At 36.6% G+C, this 21,388-nt stretch carries 14 protein-coding genes, 1 pseudogene and 2 other annotated features; of the genes and pseudogenes, 5 read left to right on the top strand and 10 right to left on the bottom strand.

Annotated elements, in window-relative coordinates; genetic code table 11:
* Positions 1-17: 17 nt before the first annotated feature.
* The 3 genes and pseudogenes from ltrA to ileS form a co-directional block, all read right to left on the bottom strand.
* Positions 18-1,817, bottom strand: coding sequence for a group II intron reverse transcriptase/maturase (gene ltrA / locus QQZ16_RS04085; RefSeq protein WP_031535091.1), 1,800 nt, complete (start codon positions 1,815-1,817; stop codon positions 18-20).
* A gap of 712 nt (positions 1,818-2,529) precedes the next feature.
* A pseudogene (locus tag QQZ16_RS04080) lies at positions 2,530-2,961 on the bottom strand (oligoribonuclease); the annotation flags it as partial.
* 145 nt (positions 2,962-3,106) lie between these two features.
* The gene (gene ileS, locus QQZ16_RS04075) at positions 3,107-6,199 is read right to left on the bottom strand and encodes an isoleucine--tRNA ligase (protein ID WP_251627878.1); all 3,093 of its coding nucleotides are present in this window, start codon (positions 6,197-6,199) and stop codon (positions 3,107-3,109) included.
* 79 nt (positions 6,200-6,278) lie between these two features.
* Positions 6,279-6,527 (bottom strand) — a binding site (T-box leader).
* A 187-nt stretch (positions 6,528-6,714) separates the two neighbouring features.
* Between ileS and QQZ16_RS04070 the strand changes: the two genes are divergently transcribed.
* Positions 6,715-7,143 (top strand): DUF2871 domain-containing protein, encoded by a 429-nt coding sequence (locus QQZ16_RS04070; protein ID WP_031535088.1) that lies wholly within the window; start codon positions 6,715-6,717, stop codon positions 7,141-7,143.
* A gap of 69 nt (positions 7,144-7,212) precedes the next feature.
* On the opposite strand, the gene shc is transcribed toward QQZ16_RS04070, so the two are convergent.
* Entirely contained in the window at positions 7,213-9,105 is a 1,893-nt protein-coding gene (shc, locus tag QQZ16_RS04065; RefSeq protein ID WP_251627875.1) for a squalene--hopene cyclase, read from the bottom strand.
* A gap of 140 nt (positions 9,106-9,245) precedes the next feature.
* Positions 9,246-9,460: a binding site (T-box leader), on the top strand.
* Positions 9,461-9,623: 163 nt separating this feature from the next.
* Here shc and aspS point away from each other — a divergent pair.
* Together aspS and QQZ16_RS04055 are read left to right on the top strand one after the other, a co-directional pair.
* Entirely contained in the window at positions 9,624-10,919 is a 1,296-nt protein-coding gene (aspS, locus tag QQZ16_RS04060; protein WP_031535086.1) for an aspartate--tRNA(Asn) ligase, read from the top strand.
* 272 nt (positions 10,920-11,191) lie between these two features.
* Positions 11,192-12,076 (top strand): SMP-30/gluconolactonase/LRE family protein, encoded by an 885-nt coding sequence (locus QQZ16_RS04055; RefSeq protein ID WP_031535084.1) that lies wholly within the window; start codon positions 11,192-11,194, stop codon positions 12,074-12,076.
* Between the two features lie 64 nt (positions 12,077-12,140).
* On the opposite strand, the gene QQZ16_RS04050 is transcribed toward QQZ16_RS04055, so the two are convergent.
* Positions 12,141-12,560: a universal stress protein gene (locus QQZ16_RS04050; RefSeq protein ID WP_031535082.1), complete on the bottom strand. Its 420-nt coding sequence runs from the start codon at positions 12,558-12,560 to the stop codon at positions 12,141-12,143.
* Positions 12,561-12,579: 19 nt separating this feature from the next.
* Positions 12,580-14,043, bottom strand: a complete 1,464-nt coding sequence (locus QQZ16_RS04045) for a SulP family inorganic anion transporter (protein WP_031535079.1) — start codon at positions 14,041-14,043, stop codon at positions 12,580-12,582.
* 144 nt (positions 14,044-14,187) lie between these two features.
* On the opposite strand from QQZ16_RS04045, the gene QQZ16_RS04040 reads away from it, so the two are divergent.
* Entirely contained in the window at positions 14,188-14,727 is a 540-nt protein-coding gene (locus QQZ16_RS04040) for a recombinase family protein (RefSeq protein WP_031535078.1), read from the top strand.
* A 119-nt stretch (positions 14,728-14,846) separates the two neighbouring features.
* Here the strand turns inward: QQZ16_RS04040 and QQZ16_RS04035 are convergent, their stop codons facing one another.
* The 4 genes from QQZ16_RS04035 to QQZ16_RS04020 form a co-directional block, all read right to left on the bottom strand.
* Positions 14,847-15,935: a helix-turn-helix domain-containing protein gene (locus tag QQZ16_RS04035; protein ID WP_284561134.1), complete on the bottom strand. Its 1,089-nt coding sequence runs from the start codon at positions 15,933-15,935 to the stop codon at positions 14,847-14,849.
* A 679-nt stretch (positions 15,936-16,614) separates the two neighbouring features.
* Positions 16,615-17,970: a 6-phospho-alpha-glucosidase gene (locus QQZ16_RS04030; protein ID WP_284561133.1), complete on the bottom strand. Its 1,356-nt coding sequence runs from the start codon at positions 17,968-17,970 to the stop codon at positions 16,615-16,617.
* Position 17,971: 1 nt separating this feature from the next.
* Complete coding sequence (locus tag QQZ16_RS04025; RefSeq protein WP_031535071.1) at positions 17,972-19,546, bottom strand: PTS transporter subunit EIIC; 1,575 nt, start codon at positions 19,544-19,546, stop codon at positions 17,972-17,974.
* Positions 19,547-19,743: 197 nt separating this feature from the next.
* The gene (locus QQZ16_RS04020) at positions 19,744-20,553 is read right to left on the bottom strand and encodes a MurR/RpiR family transcriptional regulator (RefSeq protein ID WP_231512495.1); all 810 of its coding nucleotides are present in this window, start codon (positions 20,551-20,553) and stop codon (positions 19,744-19,746) included.
* Positions 20,554-20,703: 150 nt separating this feature from the next.
* Here QQZ16_RS04020 and QQZ16_RS04015 point away from each other — a divergent pair, with 150 nt between their 5' ends.
* Positions 20,704-21,279: a DUF3231 family protein gene (locus tag QQZ16_RS04015; RefSeq protein WP_284561132.1), complete on the top strand. Its 576-nt coding sequence runs from the start codon at positions 20,704-20,706 to the stop codon at positions 21,277-21,279.
* Positions 21,280-21,388: the final 109 nt, after the last annotated feature.

The raw sequence follows: 21,388 nt of genomic DNA, 5'->3' as shown, positions 1-21,388 counted from the left end.
CCATCTTTCTTGTTAGATTAAATCATCTCTAAGTTACAAACCTTGCGATATGAGTTTAACTTGTTCAATTGGTTTGTGTTTAAGTTTAGTCCATTTTTCAATCGCTGAATTGTATTGCTATCCGTTGCATGTACTAATTTGTGTACATCAACATGAATAATTCTTAGATTTTTGTACTCATCCGTACCACCGATATCTGAAGGAATAAAATGATGGCAATGTACTAAATCGGCTTCTAAGAATTCTCCAGTAATTTCACATTTGCCCTGTACCATACTGTATCTTGAAATTCTATTGTCCATAAATTCAAGACTATATCCTACAAATTGATGTTTAGCGAGTATCGTTATTTGATACCCAATATCCGCTTGTAGTTTACTATGAATCAACTGTCTTCCCCGTTCGGTGAAAACCGTAAGATTTTGGTTAAAGTTCATAGCTGGACTGAATTTAATATCCGTTATTGGGTATAAAAACCTTCCACTGATTTTCCAAGTCTTTGCATTATTTTTACCATAGAACTTTTTATACGAAGGCGGTGCATTTGCGGTTGACACAAACTTTCCAATCGGACGAAAACGATTGTATTGCAGTCGAGATAGGTCGTAGGCAATTCTTGCAAATACTATGGATACCAACGAACTATGCTTGAAGTATCCATGAACTCCTAAAACAAAACTATTCCATTTCTGAATATTTCCTGCTGTTGGAGAGTTTCGTATTTCTAAAATTATTTCTCTGCCTCGTGCCTTTATTCTCTTGATACTTTTATCTCTGACATCACTACGAGTGACAAAACCACTTTTATGTTTAACTGCCCTAATTCGATAACCCAAGAACTCTGTCCCTTGTTTCCTAAGATTTATTACTTTGGACTTTTCAGGTGAAATATCCAAATTCAATCTATCTTTCAGATAAAGTCTAACTGCATGATACCATTTGTATGCTGTCTTAACATCTGTAGTTAAGATTTTGAAGTCATCCGCATATCTTACAAGATAACCTTGTTTGAGTTTGGTTTTCTTCAACGCATGGTTTCTGTGACTGTTAGTTGAGTAATCGAAATGTGAGGGATGGTCTTCCCATTGACTTGCTATCCACATATCTAAATCATGTAAAACTATGTTGGATAGTAGTGGTGAAAGAACTCCTCCCTGAGGAGTACCCTTTGTTGGTATTCCTACATTTCTGATTGGCGCTTTTAGAATTTTTCCAATTATCACAAGAACTCTTCTGTCTTGAATTCCCATATTCCATAATTGCTTGATGAGAACCCTATGGTTTACATTATCAAAGAATCCTTTGATGTCCATATCTACTGCATACTGCAATTTTGCAGTTTTGACTAGAAAGTTACATCTTGATATTGCATGATGTGCACTTCTTAGTGGTCTAAAACCATAACTATGTTTGAAGAATTTTGCCTCGGCAATTGGTTCTAAAATTTGCTTAATCATTTGTTGGATTAATCTATCCAACATTGTAGGTATCCCTAAAGGTCTTGTATCACCATTTTCTTTGGGAATCAAAACTCTTTTAACTGGTTTCGGCTTGTAGTTGTTTAGAGATTTACGAATTGTTCTTATAAAATCATCTTTACCGATGTTTTTATATTCTTCAATCGTGTAAGTATCCGTCCCAGGTGTCCCAGAACCCTTGTTTTTCTTGATTTTCCTGTAAGCCAGAAGGATATTTTCTTCAGATATTATTAGTTCATAAAGTCTGTTGAATTTCTTATCTTTTTGACTTTCTTTGTACAAGGTAGAGAATGTTTCCGTCATTGAATAGTATTCCCATTGACGTAAAGTCGTCTTCATTGTGGCTAATCACCAAATTCCTGTGCTTAGTTCCCACATTCCTACTCGACCGATGAAGTTCACTTTTAGATAATTTAACTAACTATATTCAGAAAGACTTGGGGCTATCCCTCCACGTTCATTACACGTTTCATTGGTACTGTGCCCCTACTCTCACAAGGATTAAACATGTTGCCATGTAACACTCCACTGATAGGTGTTTAATAAGTGTTCCTTGCTTTCTACGTTCCGATTCCTTTAGCTGTTACCATACGGACTTAGGTGGTTACTATAAGCCTGTGCACATTATAGTGTCATTGTTCACTATCCCGAATTTCGTCCCATGGGAAACCTACTTTTCGGTATTGCACGCCACAATAGTGGCAGTGGACTTTCGTACCACTTCGACATCTAGACCCTTACATTCGCAACTTCGTCAGATTCTTATGAATCATTCTCACCATATCCGTTTTATAGCCCTCCGACCTATCTGTAACCATATAATCCATTTATAGACTACTTAGGTTACATTCAGCCGACTTCACCAAGCTTCACACCCATGACTTCTATCAGAGCCATACGCATGTTGGAGTATTAAGGAAAGTGCTTCGGTTCGACATGATAAACCTCATTCCACTTTTCAAGGAATCAGTTGTTGCTAACATTGTCTTTAAGACTTGTTAGCCCCTCCATTTCCAGCTTTTTATGCTGTTATAGGAGAACGCATCGCACCCCATGTATCATATTGTCTTACTAACTCAACAAATTCTGCAATGGCTGGAGAGGGACTCATATATTCATTTTTGACAAGGTATTCATATAATAAAGAAGTGGCACTTGTTAGTGTTCCTTCATCATCTTGAACAGACACAAAGCCCCATTCAAAATCATTTAAATGAAGAGCTGTCTTATGATGGTCAATAAGTTGTACTTTTCCACCCTTTTTATAATAGTCATCTAGTCGAATCGTATTTTCTTCATTGACAGAAAGGTCGGTAATAAAGAGAAAGGTATCTTCTGTTTTTTGATCTAAGAACTTTTCTACTTCTTGGTTCAGAAAAGAAACGGAGTTATAACGAACCTCTACGTCCTCTCCGAAAGCAAGTTTTGCAATAATGCCGCAGCCGACCCCATCAAGGTCATTATGCGATAATAGTTTGTACATTTTTTTCACCCCTGCCCAATAGTATAATCTAATATGGAAAAAATAGAACAGCTAACAGCCAATTTCTTTTAGAAAAACTTCTAATGAAAAGAAAAAAGGTGTCTCAAATAGGTTTTCACCTAGCTTTGAGACAGCCTTGATATGGTTATTTCATGCCAATGTATACATTTTCGCCGTCTATTTGAATTTCTTTCATATTCTCTATTCTTTCAAAGAAAAGCTGATGAATAATAACTCCTTTATGGATAAGAAAATCATATTCTTTCATTGTTTTGATAAAAGTGGTAGACCCATCAATAAATAAATCGATTTTTTTATCAATAGGCAGATTTTTATCTTTTCGCAAATCCTGAATAGACCGAATGAGTTCCCTGATATTTCCCTCCTTTTTTAATGCTTCCGATATAGTAGTATCGAGCATCACGGTGAAATGTTTATTGGAGGCCTCTTCATAACCAGGCAAATTCGTCTTTCTTTGGAGTATTACTTCTTCTTCTGTTAAGGTAATGCTTTCTTTACTTTCTAGTTTAACAGTTAAATATCCTTTATTTAGAAAGAAATTTATTTGTTCTTCTGTAGCATTCTGTAATATATCTTTTGCACTCTTTACGTTTTTCCCTAACTTAGGTCCTGCCTTTTTAAAATCAAGCTTTAGGGAATAATGAACGTAATCATCGGCAGAATCTACCCAGTTGATGTGTTTCACATTCAGTTCATCTTTTATAATCGACTCAAACTGTAAAAATTCGATAGCTTCGTTATTGTTTGCGGACACAATCAGTAAAGTTGCTAACGGTTGTTTTGTTTTTATTTGATAACGGTGACGAAGGCTTCTCCCTAGCTCCACCACTTCTTTCACTTTTTCCATTTGCTCCTCTAATTGCTTATCTCTCCATTTTGAAATAGTAGAAGGAAAGCTAGTTAAGTGGACACTTTTCCCTGTTAAAGCAAGATGAATGCTTTCAGAAGTAAAAGGAATAAATGGAGCCAATAATTGTGATAAACGAATTAATACTGTATAAAGGGTTTGAAAAGCAGAAACTTTATCTTCTGGCATTCCTGCTATCCAAAATCGTTCTCGATTTCTGCGAATATACCAATTGCTCACGTCATCCATTAATTCCCCGATTTTTCTGGCTGCATTTGTAAGCTGATAATTTTCCATCTCGTTTTTTACCACAACCGTTGTTGTCGTTAATCGAGAGAGAATCCAACGGTCCATGATAGGAATGTTTTTGATCTTTGGCAATTTCGGATCAAAGTGATCAATTTCTGCGTATAAAGAGTAGAAATGAAATAAACTTAAGAATGTATCAATCATTTTTGATTTTGCTTCTTGGACATTTTTTTCTGAGAATCTTTTTTGGTTCCATGGAGCGCTATCTGCAACAAGCGCCCATCGCAGAGCGTCTGCACCATATGTTTGGATAAGCTCAATCGGATTTAGTGCATTCCCCTTACTTTTGGACATTTTTTGTCCGAGTTCATCTAATACATGCCCTGTGGCAAGAACATTTTTATAGGGAACTTCTCCCGAATAAAGGACAGAAACTGCTAAAAGAGAATAAAACCATCCTCTTGTTTGATCAATGCCTTCTACAACAACATCTGCTGGAAACTGTTTTTGAAACAGTTCGCTATTTTCAAATGGGGTATGATATTGGGCAAAGGGCATGGAGCCACTATCGAACCATACATCAATTACCTCAGGTGTCCGGTACATATCTCCACTGCAGGATGGACAAGTAAAGACAAGTTCATCTACATATGGTTTGTGCAATTCCACATCATCAATCGGAGTTTTGTTATAGTTTTTTACCTCAGAAATGCTTTTGGGAGCAATCTCCTTTTGACAGGATGTGCATTGCCAAACATTTAAGGGAGTTCCCCAATATCGATTACGACTAATATTCCAATCAACTAAACCATCGAGGAAATTTCCAAATCGACCATTCTTTATATGCTCAGGGTACCAAGTTACTTCTTGGTTTTTGGCAACCAACCTTTCCTTTGCAGCAGTTGTTTTAATAAACCAGCTTTCTGTGGCATAATACAAAAGCGGTGTGTCGCAGCGCCAGCAATGCGGGTAAGAATGTTCATATTTCTCTTTATGGAATAACAATCCTTTTTGATGGAGTAGCTTGATTATCTCTACATCAACCTTCCCGTCTTTTACAAAGGAACCGGCTAATGGTGTAATGCTTTCCTTGTACCTTCCCCTTTCATCCACTACATGGACAAAAGAAAGATTGTTTGTCTGCACAAGACGATAGTCATCCTCACCGTACGCTGGAGCGATATGGACAATTCCTGTTCCGCTATCGTTTGTGACGAAATTACCATGATGAATGGTGTGCCCTTTTTCCACTTGAACGTATGAAAATGGTGCTGTATAGGAAAGTCCTACTAATGTTGATCCCTTCAAAGTTTCAAGGACTTCCCCTTCTAAGCCGATTACCGGCTGTAATCTATCTTTTGCAACGATGAATATTTCCTCTCCTACTTTTACTCTAACATAGTCTAAATCTTTGTGAACCGCTAAGGCGACATTTGCTGGCAATGTCCAAGGAGTCGTTGTCCAACCGAGTATATATTCGTTTTCTTTTGTGGCAAGCTTAAATTTAACTGTTGCACTCAAGTCTTTTACATCTTTATAGCCTTGTGCGACCTCATGTGAGCTCAAGGAGGTTTGGCAGCTTGGGCAGTATGGTGAAACGCGATGCCCTTTATATAACCAGCCTTTTTCGTGAATAGTACCAAGGATATTCCAAACCGATTCGATGTATTCATTACTCATGGTCATGTAGGGATGATCCATATCAACCCAATATCCTAATTCCTCTGTAAAGGTTCGCCATTGTTTTTCATAGGAAAATACACTATCTTTACATTTTTCAATAAAAGGAATAATGCCATAGTTCTCAATTTCTTGTTTTCCAGAAATACCTAGCGCCTTTTCGACCCCTAATTCAACAGGAAGTCCATGTGTATCCCAGCCTGCTTTACGAATGACTTGTTTGCCGTTCATTGTTTGAAATCTTGCGATGATGTCTTTGATGGTTCTTCCAAGTGCATGACCGACGTGTGGGAGGCCGTTGGCAGTTGGTGGTCCTTCGTAAAAAACAAAGGTGTCATTGTTATTGCGCTGTTCGATTGACTTTGGAAAAATTTGTTCTTCCTCCCAATAGGCCAGGATTCTTTTTTCACGAGCTCTGTCTGTTTCTTTTTGTACTTCCATCTATATCCCTCCATCTATTTAATAAACATTCCAGTATAGAAAGATATTTTTAGGAAAAAAAAAAACACCCGTCCCTTTAGTAAGGGACGAGTGTATTATCATAACCCGCGTTACCACCCAAATTCTGTTTGACAAAAAACAAACAGCGCTTAGTCAACGTACTATCATACGTGTTCCTTTTAACGGTGGAAATCCGTCAAGACTTACTAGTTGTTCAGCCTTGCATCTCAGAGATGATTTTTTCGTTTCGGTTACCTTACTGGCTTTCACCATACCCAGCTCGCTAAAAGGGATATCAAAACGTACTTTTTCTCTTCATTGATTTCTATGAATTGGAATGTTTTGTATAGGATAGCACTTTTAATGGAGAATTTCAAGGGACATTTGCCTATATCAAGCAAAGGAGGAAAGCCGGATAAATAGGATTTTTTAGCCACAAAACTGTCATAGTATCCCGATTGGTATTTTGTTAGAATGGTAGGTAGTGATTATTAGGTTTGAAAGGAAGTAGAGAGATGAAAAAAGTATTGAATATAGCCTTCTTTTATACAATTTTAGGTTTAGTTAGTGGCGTTTACTATAGAGAGTTTACGAAAATGAGAGATTTCACAGGGGAAACGCAGCTCTCTGTTGTTCATACTCACTCGTTTGCTTTAGGAATGATGATCATGCTAATCGTCTATTTATTCTGTTATACGATGAAAATACATACACTTAAAAATTTTGATTTGTTCTTTTATTTTTATAATATTGGTTTACTATCAACGATTACATTAATGGTGATAAGAGGAACTCTGCAAGTGCTTGAATTTGATTTATCCAGCGGTTTAGATTCTGCCATCTCTGGAATTGCCGGATTAGGGCATATTTCTATAACTATTGGTTTAGTGATTTTTTTCCTTCTTTTGAGAAAGAATCATAGCGAGAATATTCGAACGAAATAGGAAAAAATGTTTTTCCGAAGTTTATAAGAATGATAAATTTGCTTCGGAAAAAACATTCTAGATTCATGATCAACTATGCGCCTCCTTGTTTATATAATGGGAAAGAGCCAATAAAGGAAAAATCTTATTATAACTATGATAATAAATGTAGAATTGTTTCGGTAACCCAATACCTGTAGGATAAGTAATGGCGCGTTCCTCTTTCTTTTCGTCTAGTAAGTAACGAATTCCCCTTTTCACTTCTTTGCTTGCTCCTTCTCCTGCCGCAATTAAGGCATCAACAGCCCAAGCTGTTTGTGATTCCGTGCTAAATGGTAGAGGAACATAGATGGAAGTTTCACAGCTCCTACAAGATTCTCCCCATCCTCCATTGGAGTGTTGGATTTTTTTCAGCCAACCAATTGCTTTTTGGATTGCTGGGTGATTTGGTTTCATGCCAACTGCTGTTAACCCTGTAAGTGCTGCCCAAGTCCCGTAAATATAACAAACACCCCATCTGCCATACCAAGAGCCGTTTTTTTCCTGATTATTGATTAACCAGCTGACGGCCTGCTTTATATGAGGATGTGTGTCGTTAAGATGAGCAAAGTTTCCAAAGTATTCTAATACTCTTCCAGTTAAATCAGCGGTAGAAGGATCCACGGCAGCATCCTTTGCATTATCGATTGGAACCATCTTGAGAATGTCCCAATCGGTATTCTTTTCGAACGCTGCCCACCCTCCATCTTTATTTTGCATGGATAATAAATAGTTTGTGCCTTTTTGCCAAGCGTAATGAACCGTTTTGTTTGATGAGGCGGTTGCGGTTAAGGCCCGTAAAACGGCAGAGGTATCATCATTGTCAGGATTATTCGTATTAATATCAGAAAAGCCCCATCCTCCTGGTTCCGAATTTGGGTTATGAACCTGCCAATCTCCTTTTTTTGTATGTTGTTTTGCTAGCAAATAATTAGTTGCTTTTATTATTGGAGTAGATTCAGTAGGTATTCCAGCTTGTTGTAATGTATAGCTGATTAAGCCTGTGTCCCAAACCGTGCTGGTGGAGTTCTCTAGGTGACTTTGCTTACCTTTTTTATCGATAAGGGATGTGAGTCCAGCAATTGCTTTTTGAATTACTGGAGAATTTTTTTTATAGCCAAGGGCAAGTAATGCATAGATCATAAAGAAAGTTGCACTCGCATAACTGTAAAGTGTCCCATCCTCTTCTAATCGATCTAGCATGTATTTTTCTGCAGATTGAAAGCCTAAGTGATGAAGATAGGCTGGAAACTTTCCGATTCGTTTCATTTCTTTCCAAAGAAATGTAAGGGGATTTCGCTCTTCTTCTAGGTGATCAAAGGATGGATAAAGAGCTATATCTCTTACAAATAGGTCATCTAGCGGTGGCTTGGTTTTTGTTTGGATTGTGAATTTTTTATTGGCTGCTATTAACATCGGAATGAAGTGAATCCGAGCATAGGCACTAAATTGGTAGAAATTGAAAGGCTGAAAGGTTGGCAAGAGTAAAAATGTCATTGGAATGTAGATCATATGGGACCAAGGGTAGAGACCATTCACGGATAGCATCCATTTTATCATAAAATGAGCCTTCGCTAGGCCGCCGTGTTTTAAAATAAATGCTTTTGCTTTCTGCATTTGTGTGTCTTCCTTTGCATAAAGGCCAGAATATAATAGGGCAGTGTAAGCAATTATGGTAGCAGAGAGATGGCCGTTTGGTTCATCGCTATATGCTTTCCAATAGCCTTCTTTATGCTGGGCGTTACGCAGTGTTTTGGCTAAAAGGTGGATGTTTTCTTCTTCTGTGTGAATGTTTAATGCTCGAATGGTGATGATATAAAAAGCATCTGTCATTAAGCTTCCTTGAAACCGGAAATGAAAAGAACCGTCTGACTTTTGTAGCTCGACAAGCTCTTTTATGCGTTTTTGTTGCTCTTTTTCAACAGAGTGGAGAAATGTATTCAATATAATCACCTCAAATGTAACATCGTATTAGTAAACTTTATGCTTCTTAAGGAAAGTCATATTCAGAAATATTTATATTTTCTTTTTTTAGTAGTTGAAATTAGGGGGAGAGAGGTCTATAATGAACATAATTTAATGGAGCGAACATGTTGATCAGAAGGAGTACCCTAAGAACCTTTTTCGAAAGAGAGCAGTCGGTAGCTGAAAAGATTGTGCAAAAGCCTTAGGAGAAGACATCTGTGAGTGTTACTTTGAACGTATTATGCTAGTAGAGGTAACCGGTTATCACCGTTATGATACAAGTGGTTTCTGTATGAAACAATTTGGGTGGTACCGCGGATAATCCGTCCCTTTTATAGGGGCGGATTTTTTTATGTTTTTTTTAGACGAATATTTAGTGTCTAGCCCTGGGCACCCAGGGGCTGATGGGCTTTTCTAATAAGGAGGTGAGTGCCGTGGACGATGATGATGATAACGATATGAATCAAAATTTTACTAACTTTAGGAGGAACAGTTATATGGAATCTTCAAAAAGGGTGCTCATTTCTGAGTGTAATATGCTTATTGGTAAAGAGGTTGTTTTAAAGGGCTGGGTGAAAAAGATTCGCCAGCTAGGAAAAGTAGGCTTCTTGTTATTGAGAGACCGCACTGGGTTGCTGCAATGTGTATTAGAGCAAGAGCAGAATCAGGTGAAAATAGAGACAGAGAGTGTTGTTCAAGTTACCGGAATTCTTGTAAAAACAGATAAAACAGCAAATGGAGTGGAACTTCAAGTTAGTGAAATCCTCGTACTAGCTGAAGCTGATTTATTGCCATTTGAAATTAATAAGAAAAAACTGAATGTCGGCTTAGATCATTTACTGAATCATCGAGTTCTATCCTTAAGACATGAACAAATAAACGCAATATTTACGATTCAATCCGTGTTCGTGAAAGGTTTTACAGATTTTCTCATGCAAGAAGGGTTTACCAGAATTTTCACTCCAAAAATAGTTTCACAAGGAGCAGAAGGCGGGGCAAATGTTTTTACCTTTAACTATTTTGATAAAAGTGCCTATTTAGCACAATCCCCTCAATTTTATAAACAAATGATGGTAGGAGCGGGCTTTGAAAGGGTGTTTGAAATTGCCCCTGTATATAGGGCGGAAGAGCATAATTCATCTAGACATTTAAATGAATATATTTCGTTAGATGTAGAAATGGGATTTATTGAAAATGTGGAGGAAGTAATGGAGATGGAGAAGCGAGTTCTTCAATATGTTTTCCAATATGTGAAGGAGCGTTGTCAGAAGCAGCTGGACGTTCTTCAGGTCGACATACCAGTGTTGAACGAAATCCCTAAAATGACATTAGCAGAAGCACAGGCTATATTAAAAGAGACATATCAAAAGGACTCTCCAGAAGGAGATTTAAATACAGAAGGGGAAAAATGCATCGGAAACTATGTTAAGGATAAATATGGAAGTGATTTTGTGTTTATAACAAACTATCCGAGAGCAACAAGACCGATGTATACCATGCCAAATAAGGAAAATCCTGAGCTGACAGATTCTTTTGACCTTTTATATAAAGGAAGTGAAATTACCTCTGGCGGGCAAAGGATTCATCGTAAAGGAGAGCTAATAGCTTCTTTTAGAGAAAAGGGACTAAATCCGAATGAATTTAAGGCATATATCGATTCTTTTGCATATGCTATTCCACCGCATGGAGGATTTGGAATTGGTTTAGAACGGATTATAATGAAGTTCCTAAACCTTGGTAATATTCGCGAAGCAAGCGCATTTCCGAGAGATTGTGATAGGCTTATTCCATAAAAGGGTTATTTAAGTCTAGTACCCATAAATAAAAACTAGCCCCTTACTCGTAAATTCGTAGGTTAATTTGGAAAAATGTTTTCTAGAAAACATAACCAAAGCAGAGCTACATTTACGAAAGGAGCTAGTTTTATTATAATATCCCGAATTTGATTGATTGAAACATAAAAAGGAGCATATTTTTATAAAATTTTAATTATATGGGTTTCTTTTCTATCTAGAAAAGGTATAGGACAAGGAGATAGATTATACATAGTTGGAGGGGGAAACATATGATAGAGGATCTAGAATTAGTACTTGATGCAAAAGCTGTGCTTGGAGAAGGACCATGCTGGGATTTTAGAAACAATATTTTATATTGGGTAGATATTGAAGGAAAAAAAGTACATATGTATAACCATATTTCTGGTGAGCACAAACAGGTTCAACTAGAACGTGAAGTATCGGCTGTTATCCCTTGTATAACAAAAGATACAGAATTTATTGTTACATTAGATAATGGCTTTCATCTTTTAAATATAGAAACAGAGCAACTAAAGTTTATTGGCGATCCAGAGCGAGATTTAAAACAGAATCGTTTTAATGATGGGAAATGTGATGCTTATGGTCGTTTATGGGCAGGTACAATGTGCAGAGATGGAAAGACGAAAGATGCAGCACTATACTGTCTTGATAATGAAGGAAAATGGACGGAAAAAATAAGTCATTTGAGTATTTCGAACGGCATGGCATGGACTAGTGATAATGAATACTTATACCATATTGATACACCTGCTCAAACAGTAACACGTTATGAATATGATTTGGAAACAGGAAAATTAGGAAAAGCAAAGCAGATTATTGATTTTTCAGAGGAAGAAGGATTCCCAGATGGTATGACAATTGATAGCGAAGGAATGCTATGGATTGCTCATTATGGTGGAGGAAGAGTGTCTAGATGGAATCCAGAGAGTGGGGAAAAATTAAGTGAAATATGCTTGCCAGTACCGAATGTGACTTCTTGTACATTTGGAGGGGAAAAATTAAATGAGTTATATATAACGACAGCGAGATCTGGTTTGGATGATGAAGAATTAAAAAAGTATCCACAATCAGGAGGGTTATATAAAATCAAGCTACATATTCAAGGGGTAAAAACGTATTTATATCAAAACTAATTCGTAGATATTGGCTATAAAAAAGAGCTAATCAAACAGGATAATCATTTGATTAGCTCTTTTTTTATTTAACAACTAAAACCGGACATTTTACTCGTTTGATTACTTTATGACTAACACTTCCCAATACCATTTCTTGCAAGGAATTTAATCCGCGACTGCCAATGACAAGTAAGTCAAAGCTATTTTGATTTGCATACTCGACAATTGTAGGACCCGGCTCTCCATGAAGAAATAGTAGATTATAAGCGATATTATTGGATTGTAAGTATTCTTCCATTGATACGAATTTTTTCCGCCTAGTAAGTTCTAAATCAGCCTTCCCTTGAGCGTGCAATACATCATATTTCGATTGAGTGATATCTAGGACATGAACAACTGTAATTACAGCATTCTTCTGAAGGGAAGCTAATTTCACTGCTTCTGTTGTTGCTCTTAACGAGTTTTTTGAACCGTCAATTGCTAAAAGAATAGTAGAATACATGATTTACGCTCCTTTTGAGTTAGTGATCAGATAATTTCGCATTTTGTTTGGGAAATACAGCAAGTTTATCTACAATCTTTTTACTTGCAGAATCTAAGCCAGTAATGGTAACTGTATTTTGATTTTCCTTCAGCTTTAACGCAATTTTATCAATGGCACCGACTGCAGAATCATCCCATACATGAGAATTAGTAAAATCAATGGAAATTTGTTTGTTTTTAATCGTTGTATCAAATGCTTGAACAAAGCTATCAACAGAAGCAAAAAATAGTTGTCCTTCCACTGCATAGTTGTAGCCTTGCGATGTTTCCTGTTTATGCATCTTCACATGGGAAATCTTCGCAGCAAATAAGACAGCACTTAAAATAACTCCAGCAATTACCCCTATGGATAAATTATCGGTTGCGACAACAATTATCACGGTTACGAGCATAACGATTGCATCTCCTTTTGGAGCAGTAACTAAGTACTTGAAGGAAGACCAGTCAAAGGTGCCGATACACACCATAATCATGATGCCAACTAGGACTGGCATAGGAATTTGTACAACAAGACTTCCTAATACCATTATCAAAAACATAAGAAAAACACCTGCAACAAATGTAGAGAGTCTTCCTCTCCCACCTGATTTCACATTGATAACAGATTGACCAATCATCGCACAGCCAGCCATTCCGCCAAAAAATCCTGTAACAATATTAGCTATTCCCTGTCCCCTTGCTTCTCTGTTTTTATTGCTGTCTGTATCTGTTGCATCATCAACGATAGAAGCAGTTAATAAGGATTCCAATAAACCAACAATTGATAAAGCTAGCGCATATGGGAAAATAATTGCTAACGTCTCAAAGGAAAACGGTACATTTGGAATAAAGAAAGATGGCAATGATTGCGTAATTTTTCCCAAATCACCAACAGTAGCTACATTTACATTTCCAAAAATAGCAACAACGGTTAAAATAATAATAGCAATTAGTGGTGCTGGAATGACTTTTAAAAATCGCGGCAAGATATACACAATTAATAACGTGATGATTACAAATAAATAAGTAATGTTTGTGACGTTAATAAGATGTGGCACTTGAGCCATAAAAATTAAGATCGCTAAAGCATTAACAAATCCAATCATCACTGCTCTCGGGATAAACTTCATGAGCTTCGCAATTTTTAATACGCCGAAAATAATCTGAATTATCCCTGTAAGGATTGTAGCAGCAAATAAATATTCTAATCCGTAATCTCTAACTAATGGCCCCATTAATAATGCCATTGCTCCTGTTGCTGCTGAAATCATACCAGGTCTTCCACCTGTAAACGAAATAACCACAGCCATAGTAAAAGAGGCATACAATCCAATCATCGGATCTACCCCGGCAATGATAGAAAATGCAATCGCCTCTGGTATTAATGCAAGAGCAACGACCATTCCTGATAAAATATCCCCACGGATATTTGAAAACCATTCCTTTTTTATTTTTTCAATCAAATGATTCACCTCAATATCTTTCTGCTTGATACAAAGAAGTCTACCATGTTTTTTCCCAAAAAGGAATATATTTTGGGAAAGTTTTTACAAGCAGAGAATTTCTATCTATAATAATGAGAAGAGATAATGTTGGAGGCAATTAAGATGAAATATGGTTATATGCGACCTACCATTGCAGATACTAGCTGCGAGCAGCAGTTAAAAATACTGAAACCTATATGTGAGCAAATGTATCAAGAAGAACATGATTCGGCAAAAAATAGATCAAAGCTATCGGAAGTAATAGCCTCTCTATTAAAGGGAGACAAAATTGTTGTAGCGCAGTTATTTACCATTGCAGACTCGAGTAGGCATCTGATGGAGTTATTAGAAATACTTGAAGACAAAGGTGCTTATTTACAATCAATAAAGGAAGATATTGATACAGAAAGAAAAAAGGAGTATTCGTTGTCTGAAATGCTATCTCATTTAATTGAATTCCAGAATGAGATTATTCGGGAAAGAACAAAAAAAGGCATGGAATACGCGAGACAGCATGGGAAAGCAAGTGGAAGACCGAGAAAAGCTGATGAAAATGTAAAAAAAGCAATGGAGATGTATCAGTCGAAAAAATATACATTAAAAGAAATAAAAGAAGAAACAGGAATTAGTAAATCTACATTATATAGGTATTTAGAGCATTAATGGGGGATTTCATTTTTAAAGAGTGACAGGAAGAAGCGGAGTTTATCAAAGGAACGAAAGCAAGAAATAAGTCGTTCATCCGTGGAATGAACGACCAAGTCGAAGTGAAAACGAGTTTTTTAGTTTGTCTTAAGTAACTGTTTTACGATTCTACCTAAAGAATTTTCCTCCATAAAAGGAGCTAGCTTTGCTAGTGATTGAGGAGATAGCCTATCAGCATCCATATTGGATAATAATTGATCAATAGCATCCTCTTCTAAAAAAGGAGCAAGTTCAATCAGCTGTTCTAATTCTATTTCTCCATCAACTGCTTTATCCACTAGTTCATTAAAGGATGCTTCTCCTATAAAAGGAGCCATTTTTTGTATGAAAGACCATTCCGCCTTACTTGATGCGATTGAAACTAAGTGTTCAATCGTATCTTCTTCTAAAAAGGGAGCCAAGCCAATTATATGTTCCTCATTAAACATGTCGTCTATTCCTTGCAAGACAAGATTATTTAAAGCTGTATCACTAATAAAAGGAGCCATATTTGTGATGAACTGCCAAGTTAATTGCCCATTTTGCACTTTCCATATTAAGCTGCCTATATATTCTTCATCTAAGAAGGGTGCAAGCTGCACTAATTCTATAGGTTCAATCGATTCGCTAATGACTTGATTGGCGATTGAGTGTAAGGTGCTAGAAGATAAAAAAGGGGCAATTCGTTGAACAATCTTCCAATCAATAGTTCCTTTTGTTGCTTGTATGACGATTTCATCTAATGCTTCTGTTGACAGAAAAGGAGCTAGATGAACAATTGTGTCTAAATCCCAAGCCGTTGTATCCATTTTTTCAGATACTTTACTTAGTTGACTAGTTTTAATAAGAGGGGCGATATCAATAAGCTCCTTTACGTCGGCGGCTCCTGAATTAATTAAATCCGCAACTTCCTCGGTTTGGTCGGCTGATAAATGTTCAACCATTTTCCCGATTTGCTTGGAAGGTTTTGGCTGTTTAATCCCAGCGTTCATTAAGAGATCAATAGAAACCTCCAATTCATTCGCAATAATGGGAATGGTCATAATATCAGGAAGGGATTCTCCTCTTTCCCATTTCGATACTGCTTGGTGACTGACATTTAATTTATCCGCTAATTCAACTTGCGTAAGATCCTTTTCTTTTCTTAATTTTGATATATAAGCACCAATTTTTCGTGAATCAACCATACTTGTCATCTCCTCTACTTTTCCAGTGCGCACTGTCTAATTCGATACTAGCATACTTGCCAAAACATGCCTATCAACGGCTAGTTGAATAGCTTAAAAATAGTGATTCTACTGGTGGTAGACTTGTTTTTGCATGATGGTTTCTAGGGGAAAGCAATACAACATTAGAACATAAAAAAGAGGCTGGGACAAAACTAAATACCTAATCTTTAAAGACGAACAATCTCTAATTTAGAACTTAAATAAAGCTACTTTTTCAAGATGGTTCTCTATGTTTTTAAATATAGTTAAGTGTAAAAACTAAGTCGTTCCATTGCGCTACAGACGCACGATGCGCCGGGGAGGAAGCTGAGCCTCCTCACTGCGAGGCCACTGAAAAAGTATATTACCTGGTGAATCATTAGTTAGCAAACCATTCTAACTTAGTGTAGGTTTTTGTTTTCCGAGGCTTACCGCACGACTCACCGGGGCGAGCGCCGAGCCGCTTCACAGCTCACGCTCCTGCAGGGTCTCGGACTTTCTCGCATCTCCCGTAGGAGTCGAGCGTCCTCCGCTCCATTTCACTTTGTTTTAAAACCTTGTTCTAAAACGAAAAACGAACAATTATGCATGTTAATCGCATAATTGTTCGACTTTGTTGCTAACTGAAATGTTTATGTCCCAGCCTCCTATTATAATCTTACACTAATACGCCTTCTTTATATTCTTTTGTTAATGTTGGCCAGAATTCTTTATTTGCTTCAATTAAATCATCAAGAACTGCTTTCGCTACTTTAGCAGAAGGTAAGGTTTTATTTAATGTGAATGCTTGTAATGCTTTTTCATAAGAACCTTCCACAATGGCTTGCACTAAAATTTTCTCCGATGCTAATTGTTGGTCAATCATTGCTTTGTAGAAGTAAGGAATGTCTCCAACAAATTCAGGTTTAGGACCATCACTTGTAATAAGCGCAGGCACTTCAATCATCGCATCATTTGGCAAGTTTGGAATTGTTCCATTGTTTTCTACCATTACTAAATATCTTTTTCCGAGGTTTTGAGCAAGAGATACTGTTACATCTACAATAAATGTTCCGTGTACACCAACTGCAAAGGAATCTTCTAAAATACCAGTCTCTTCATATTTATCTACTGTTTCAAACAATGTTTTTTCACGGCCATCCATTACTTCGTTCGCACGAGTGTATTCCTTATTTGAAGTTTCCACAATATGATCTGGGAACAGATAGTATTGTAAATATGGATTCGGCAGATATTCTGGAAAATGATCCATGATTAGTTTAATATTCTTAAAGGTTTTAATCCAGGAAGAATCTGCATGACGATAGTCAATTTTTGAAACATCTTCTGTTAGTAATCCATGTTTATATACATGCTCACGAATTTCTGGCAATCTTTCTACCCCATCAACTTTAATGCTTGTAAACCAGCCAAAGTGATTTAAACCAAAGTAGTCAACATCTAATTCTTCTCTTTCTACTCCGAGGATTGCTGCAATATTACGCATTGTTGCAACAGGCATATCACAAATGTTTAAGACTCTTGAATTTGGTCGAAGCTTACGAACACCTTCTGCCACAATGGATGCTGGATTGGAGTAGTTTACAATCCATGCTGTTTCTTTAGCATATTTTTCTACATAATCGATCAGCTTAATCATTGGAGAGATAGTTCTCAGTCCGTAAGCCAATCCGCCAGGTCCACATGTTTCTTGCCCAACTACATGATGGGAAAGGGGAATTTTCTCATCGAGTTCACGCATTGCATATTTTCCAACTCTCATTTGGGCAAATACAAAGTCTACATCTTCAAAGGCTGTTTGTGGATCTGTTGTATCAATGACTTTAATTTTATCTGTATATTCTTCAATGACGGCCTTTGCAGCTACGACTACTTTAGACTGTCTTTCTCCGTCAATATCGTAGAAGCGAATTTCAGAAAGTGGTAGATCTTCTAATCGGTCCATTAAGCTACGAATAATTCCTGGAGTGTATGTGCTTCCCCCGCCTGCAACTGCTAATTTATATGTTTTCATCTTAAATTCCTCCTAATTGTTGGTCTACTTGATCTCGAACAGATTTAACATTTAAACCATATACGACTTGGACATTATTTCCTGATTTGATAATTCCTTTGGATCCTGTTTGTTTTAATATCAGTTCATCTACTGCATTTGGATCTTTTAAAATTAGGCGTAATCTTGTATAGCAATTATCAACATTTTCAATGTTTGCTTTTCCGCCCAATGCATCGACAATAGTTGCCCCTAAAGCTGATGGCGAATCATTTGTCGTTCCACCAGATACAGCTGCCTCTGCATTAGCTAATTCATTTGTTTCAGCTGCTATCATATCTTCTTCACGACCTGGTGTTTTTAAATTAAATTTAAGAATTAAGAAGCGGAAAAGGATAAAATAGATAACTGCCATTAGTAATCCTACTAAGATAAACATTGGCCAGTTGGACTTTGTTGTTCCAAGCGGTAAATTATATAGTAAGAAATCAATAAATCCATTTGCGCCAATTGCATGTACATGAAAGATACTTAAGAGCATCATACCCACACCAGAAAGAACAGCATGTAGGACAAACAAGATTGGTGCGGTGAAAAGGAAAGCAAATTCTAAAGGCTCTGTTACTCCTAGTAAGAAGGAGGTAAAGGCTGCAGGAAGAAGAATTGCTTTTGCGATTGTTTTTTTCTTTTTATCTGCAGTTACATACATTGCTAGTGCTGCTCCCATAAGTCCAAACATTTTGCTTAAACCGCGAGCATCCCAGTTCACTGTACTGCTTAATACTTTAATGCTTGAGTCTGCCATTTCGGCAAAATAGATATTTCGGGCGCCATAAATAATTTCATTTCCGATATTTGCAACTCCACCTAATTCTGTGTAAAGAAATGGAGTATACACTAAGTGATGTAATCCAGTTGGGATGAGAATTCTTTCTAAGAATCCATAAATAAGTAATCCAACTACTCCTAAATTTTTAATGCCGCTGGCTACAGCTGTAATACCATCTTGTACGAATGGCCAAAATTCTGCGGCAAGTGCTCCTAAAATCATCGCACTAGGAATGGCTAAAATAGCTACAAAGCGATGTCCTGAGTATATAGCCATAACACCTTTGAATTCCGTGTCGCAGTATTTATTGTGCAAAATTCCAACTAGAGCACCTAGAAGAATTCCAGAAAAAACACCCATTTCCAATACTTGAACATTTAATACCATTGCTTGACCAGATAATTGCATTTGCTCTGGTGCTACTAAGCTACCAGTTAAACTTAATATTTGATGCATTGCATTTATGAAAATAACGAAGGTAACTAAGCCAGTTAAGGCAGCATATCCTTTATCTTTTTTAGCTAAGCCAATCGGAATACCGACAGCGAAGATTAAAGCTAGGTTTTGCAAAATCGATACAGCGGAGGAAGATATAAATTTCCCTGTATTTTGAATTAATGGATTTTCTAAAATCGGAATATATTGTGCTAAGTTTCCGTTTCCGAAAACATTTCCAAATGCGATAAATAGACCGATAATCGGTAGAATGAGAATTGGTGCAAATAAAGATTTTCCGAAGAGCTGAAGACCATTTACTACCTTTTTCATCTATAAAACCTCCCTTTGTTGGTAAGCGTTGTCATATCTTTTTAATAACCAAAGTATATAATTGAACAGGTAAATTTGAAAGGGTTTGCAAGGATTGTGTACAATGTCTTTCAATCCTGTAACATGTTACAAGGCTTAAGTGAAAGAAAGAGGATGTTCGATAGCATCCTCTTTCAACAGTGTATATAAAAAAAGTATTAATATTCTTTAACAATCCCTCTTTTAATCGCTACGATTAAAAGTAAATCAATGAGCATAAACATATTGGATTCAAAAGAGGTAACTTCGAATTCTTGTTGAGACTCAATGGTAGGATCGAGGACGGTAAAGACAATATCAGCAATTTTGGCGGTAGAGCTTTTATTGTTTCCGGTAAAAAGGATTGTTTTTACGCCTTTATCCTTTGCGATTTGCACTTTCTCTAGTACTTTAGCTGTTTCACCTGAGCGAGAAAAAGCAATGAGCAATTTGTATTTTTGAATATTATTGAGAAAAATCGCTCTACTGTCGCTTGTTGTTGAATTGGAAACATAATAACCAAAGAGCTCTAGTTTTTTTGCAAAATAGCTAGAAAAAAGCGTAGAAAAGCCTGCACCATAAAAGTAAATCATTTTATTTTCATTAATTTGCGCAAGAAATAGTTCGATGCTTGTTTCATCAAGGGAATCGATTGTTTGTTTATAATTTTGCTTAAAGGAAGAAACAGCATCTATCAATGGTTGATGAATACTATCTACATATTCTACTTCTTGATCAAGCATTTTTGTTACTTTTAAATTTAGGTTGTAAATAAATTCACTATAGCCACTAAAACCAAGTTTTTTACAGAGGCGGATAATGGTTGCTGTGGATACAAATAGATCATTTGCAGCTGCTCGAATGCTTAATGTTTCTCCTGCTAATTTCTTCTGGATAAGGAAATAGGTGATCTCTTTCTCTGCTTCTGTTAAGTTTTTATCATTTGCATAATCAAGAAACAGCATATCTATATTTTTCAAACCTCTCATCATTCCTTGTTCGTATTTTCGGCCTATATGTATCTCTTATTATAATGAATATATAGGGTATTATGTTTTACTTTTTTGCTGTGGTAAGCATAATTTAAAAAAGGATGCCAATACTACTAAACACAATGTAAATTCTGGAGGTTTTACTTCGTGTCTCAATCAAATATAAAGCTAACATCCTCAGAAATAGCTTCCCTGTGGACATCTTATATGAATAATTGTATGTCAAAGCAGGTTCTAACGCATATGCTTCAGCATGTAAAGAATCGAGAAATCTCTAATGCGATTCGTTTTTCTTTTCAGTTTGCCCAAAAACAAGAAAAGCGTTTTATAAAGATTTTTCAAAAAGATGATTTCGCCATTCCTCATGGATTTACAGAAACAGATGTTAATACCAATGCTCCTGCCTTATTTACAGAAACCTTTTGTCTAGCATATATTAATCAAATGGCGAAAGCAGGCTTATTGGCTTATGGAGGGTTCCTTGCAATGAGTACAAGGGAAGACCTCAGCGCTTTTTATCACCATGGATTACATAATACTTCCAAGCTTTATCATTTAACGAATTCAATATTAGAAAAGAAGGGTCTGTTAATTCGATCACCGCATACTTCCATTCCAAAGAAAATTGACTACATAGATAGCAAGAAATACTTAAGTGGTTTCTCTTTGTTCCATAAAAAAAGACCCTTAAATGCCGTAGAGGTTTGGACTAACCTAAAATAGTGAGACAATATAAAACACCTCCAAAATGGCAATACTTGAGATAAGTATTGTGACATTATTCGGAGGTGTTTTTGCGTGGGCAAAAAAACTGTATATACAAAAGAGATTA

The sequence above is a fragment of the Bacillus sp. T2.9-1 genome (genome assembly GCF_950097965.1).
GTDB lineage: Bacteria > Bacillota > Bacilli > Bacillales > Cytobacillaceae > Niallia > Niallia hominis.
Note: the sequence above shows the minus strand (reverse complement) of the source record. Positions and strands in the feature narration are given on the sequence as shown.

Excerpts from the sequence above, each read along its gene's own strand:
- ltrA (WP_031535091.1), bottom strand. The coding sequence starts at position 1,817 with ATGAAGACGACTTTACGTCAATGGGAATACTATTCAATGACGGAAACA.
- ileS (WP_251627878.1), bottom strand. The coding sequence starts at position 6,199 with ATGGAAGTACAAAAAGAAACAGACAGAGCTCGTGAAAAAAGAATCCTG.
- QQZ16_RS04070 (WP_031535088.1), top strand. The coding sequence starts at position 6,715 with ATGAAAAAAGTATTGAATATAGCCTTCTTTTATACAATTTTAGGTTTA.
- aspS (WP_031535086.1), top strand. The coding sequence starts at position 9,624 with ATGGAATCTTCAAAAAGGGTGCTCATTTCTGAGTGTAATATGCTTATT.
- QQZ16_RS04055 (WP_031535084.1), top strand. The coding sequence starts at position 11,192 with ATGATAGAGGATCTAGAATTAGTACTTGATGCAAAAGCTGTGCTTGGA.
- QQZ16_RS04050 (WP_031535082.1), bottom strand. The coding sequence starts at position 12,560 with ATGTATTCTACTATTCTTTTAGCAATTGACGGTTCAAAAAACTCGTTA.
- QQZ16_RS04040 (WP_031535078.1), top strand. The coding sequence starts at position 14,188 with ATGAAATATGGTTATATGCGACCTACCATTGCAGATACTAGCTGCGAG.
- QQZ16_RS04035 (WP_284561134.1), bottom strand. The coding sequence starts at position 15,935 with ATGGTTGATTCACGAAAAATTGGTGCTTATATATCAAAATTAAGAAAA.
- QQZ16_RS04030 (WP_284561133.1), bottom strand. The coding sequence starts at position 17,970 with ATGAAAACATATAAATTAGCAGTTGCAGGCGGGGGAAGCACATACACT.
- QQZ16_RS04025 (WP_031535071.1), bottom strand. The coding sequence starts at position 19,546 with ATGAAAAAGGTAGTAAATGGTCTTCAGCTCTTCGGAAAATCTTTATTT.
- QQZ16_RS04020 (WP_231512495.1), bottom strand. The coding sequence starts at position 20,553 with ATGAGAGGTTTGAAAAATATAGATATGCTGTTTCTTGATTATGCAAAT.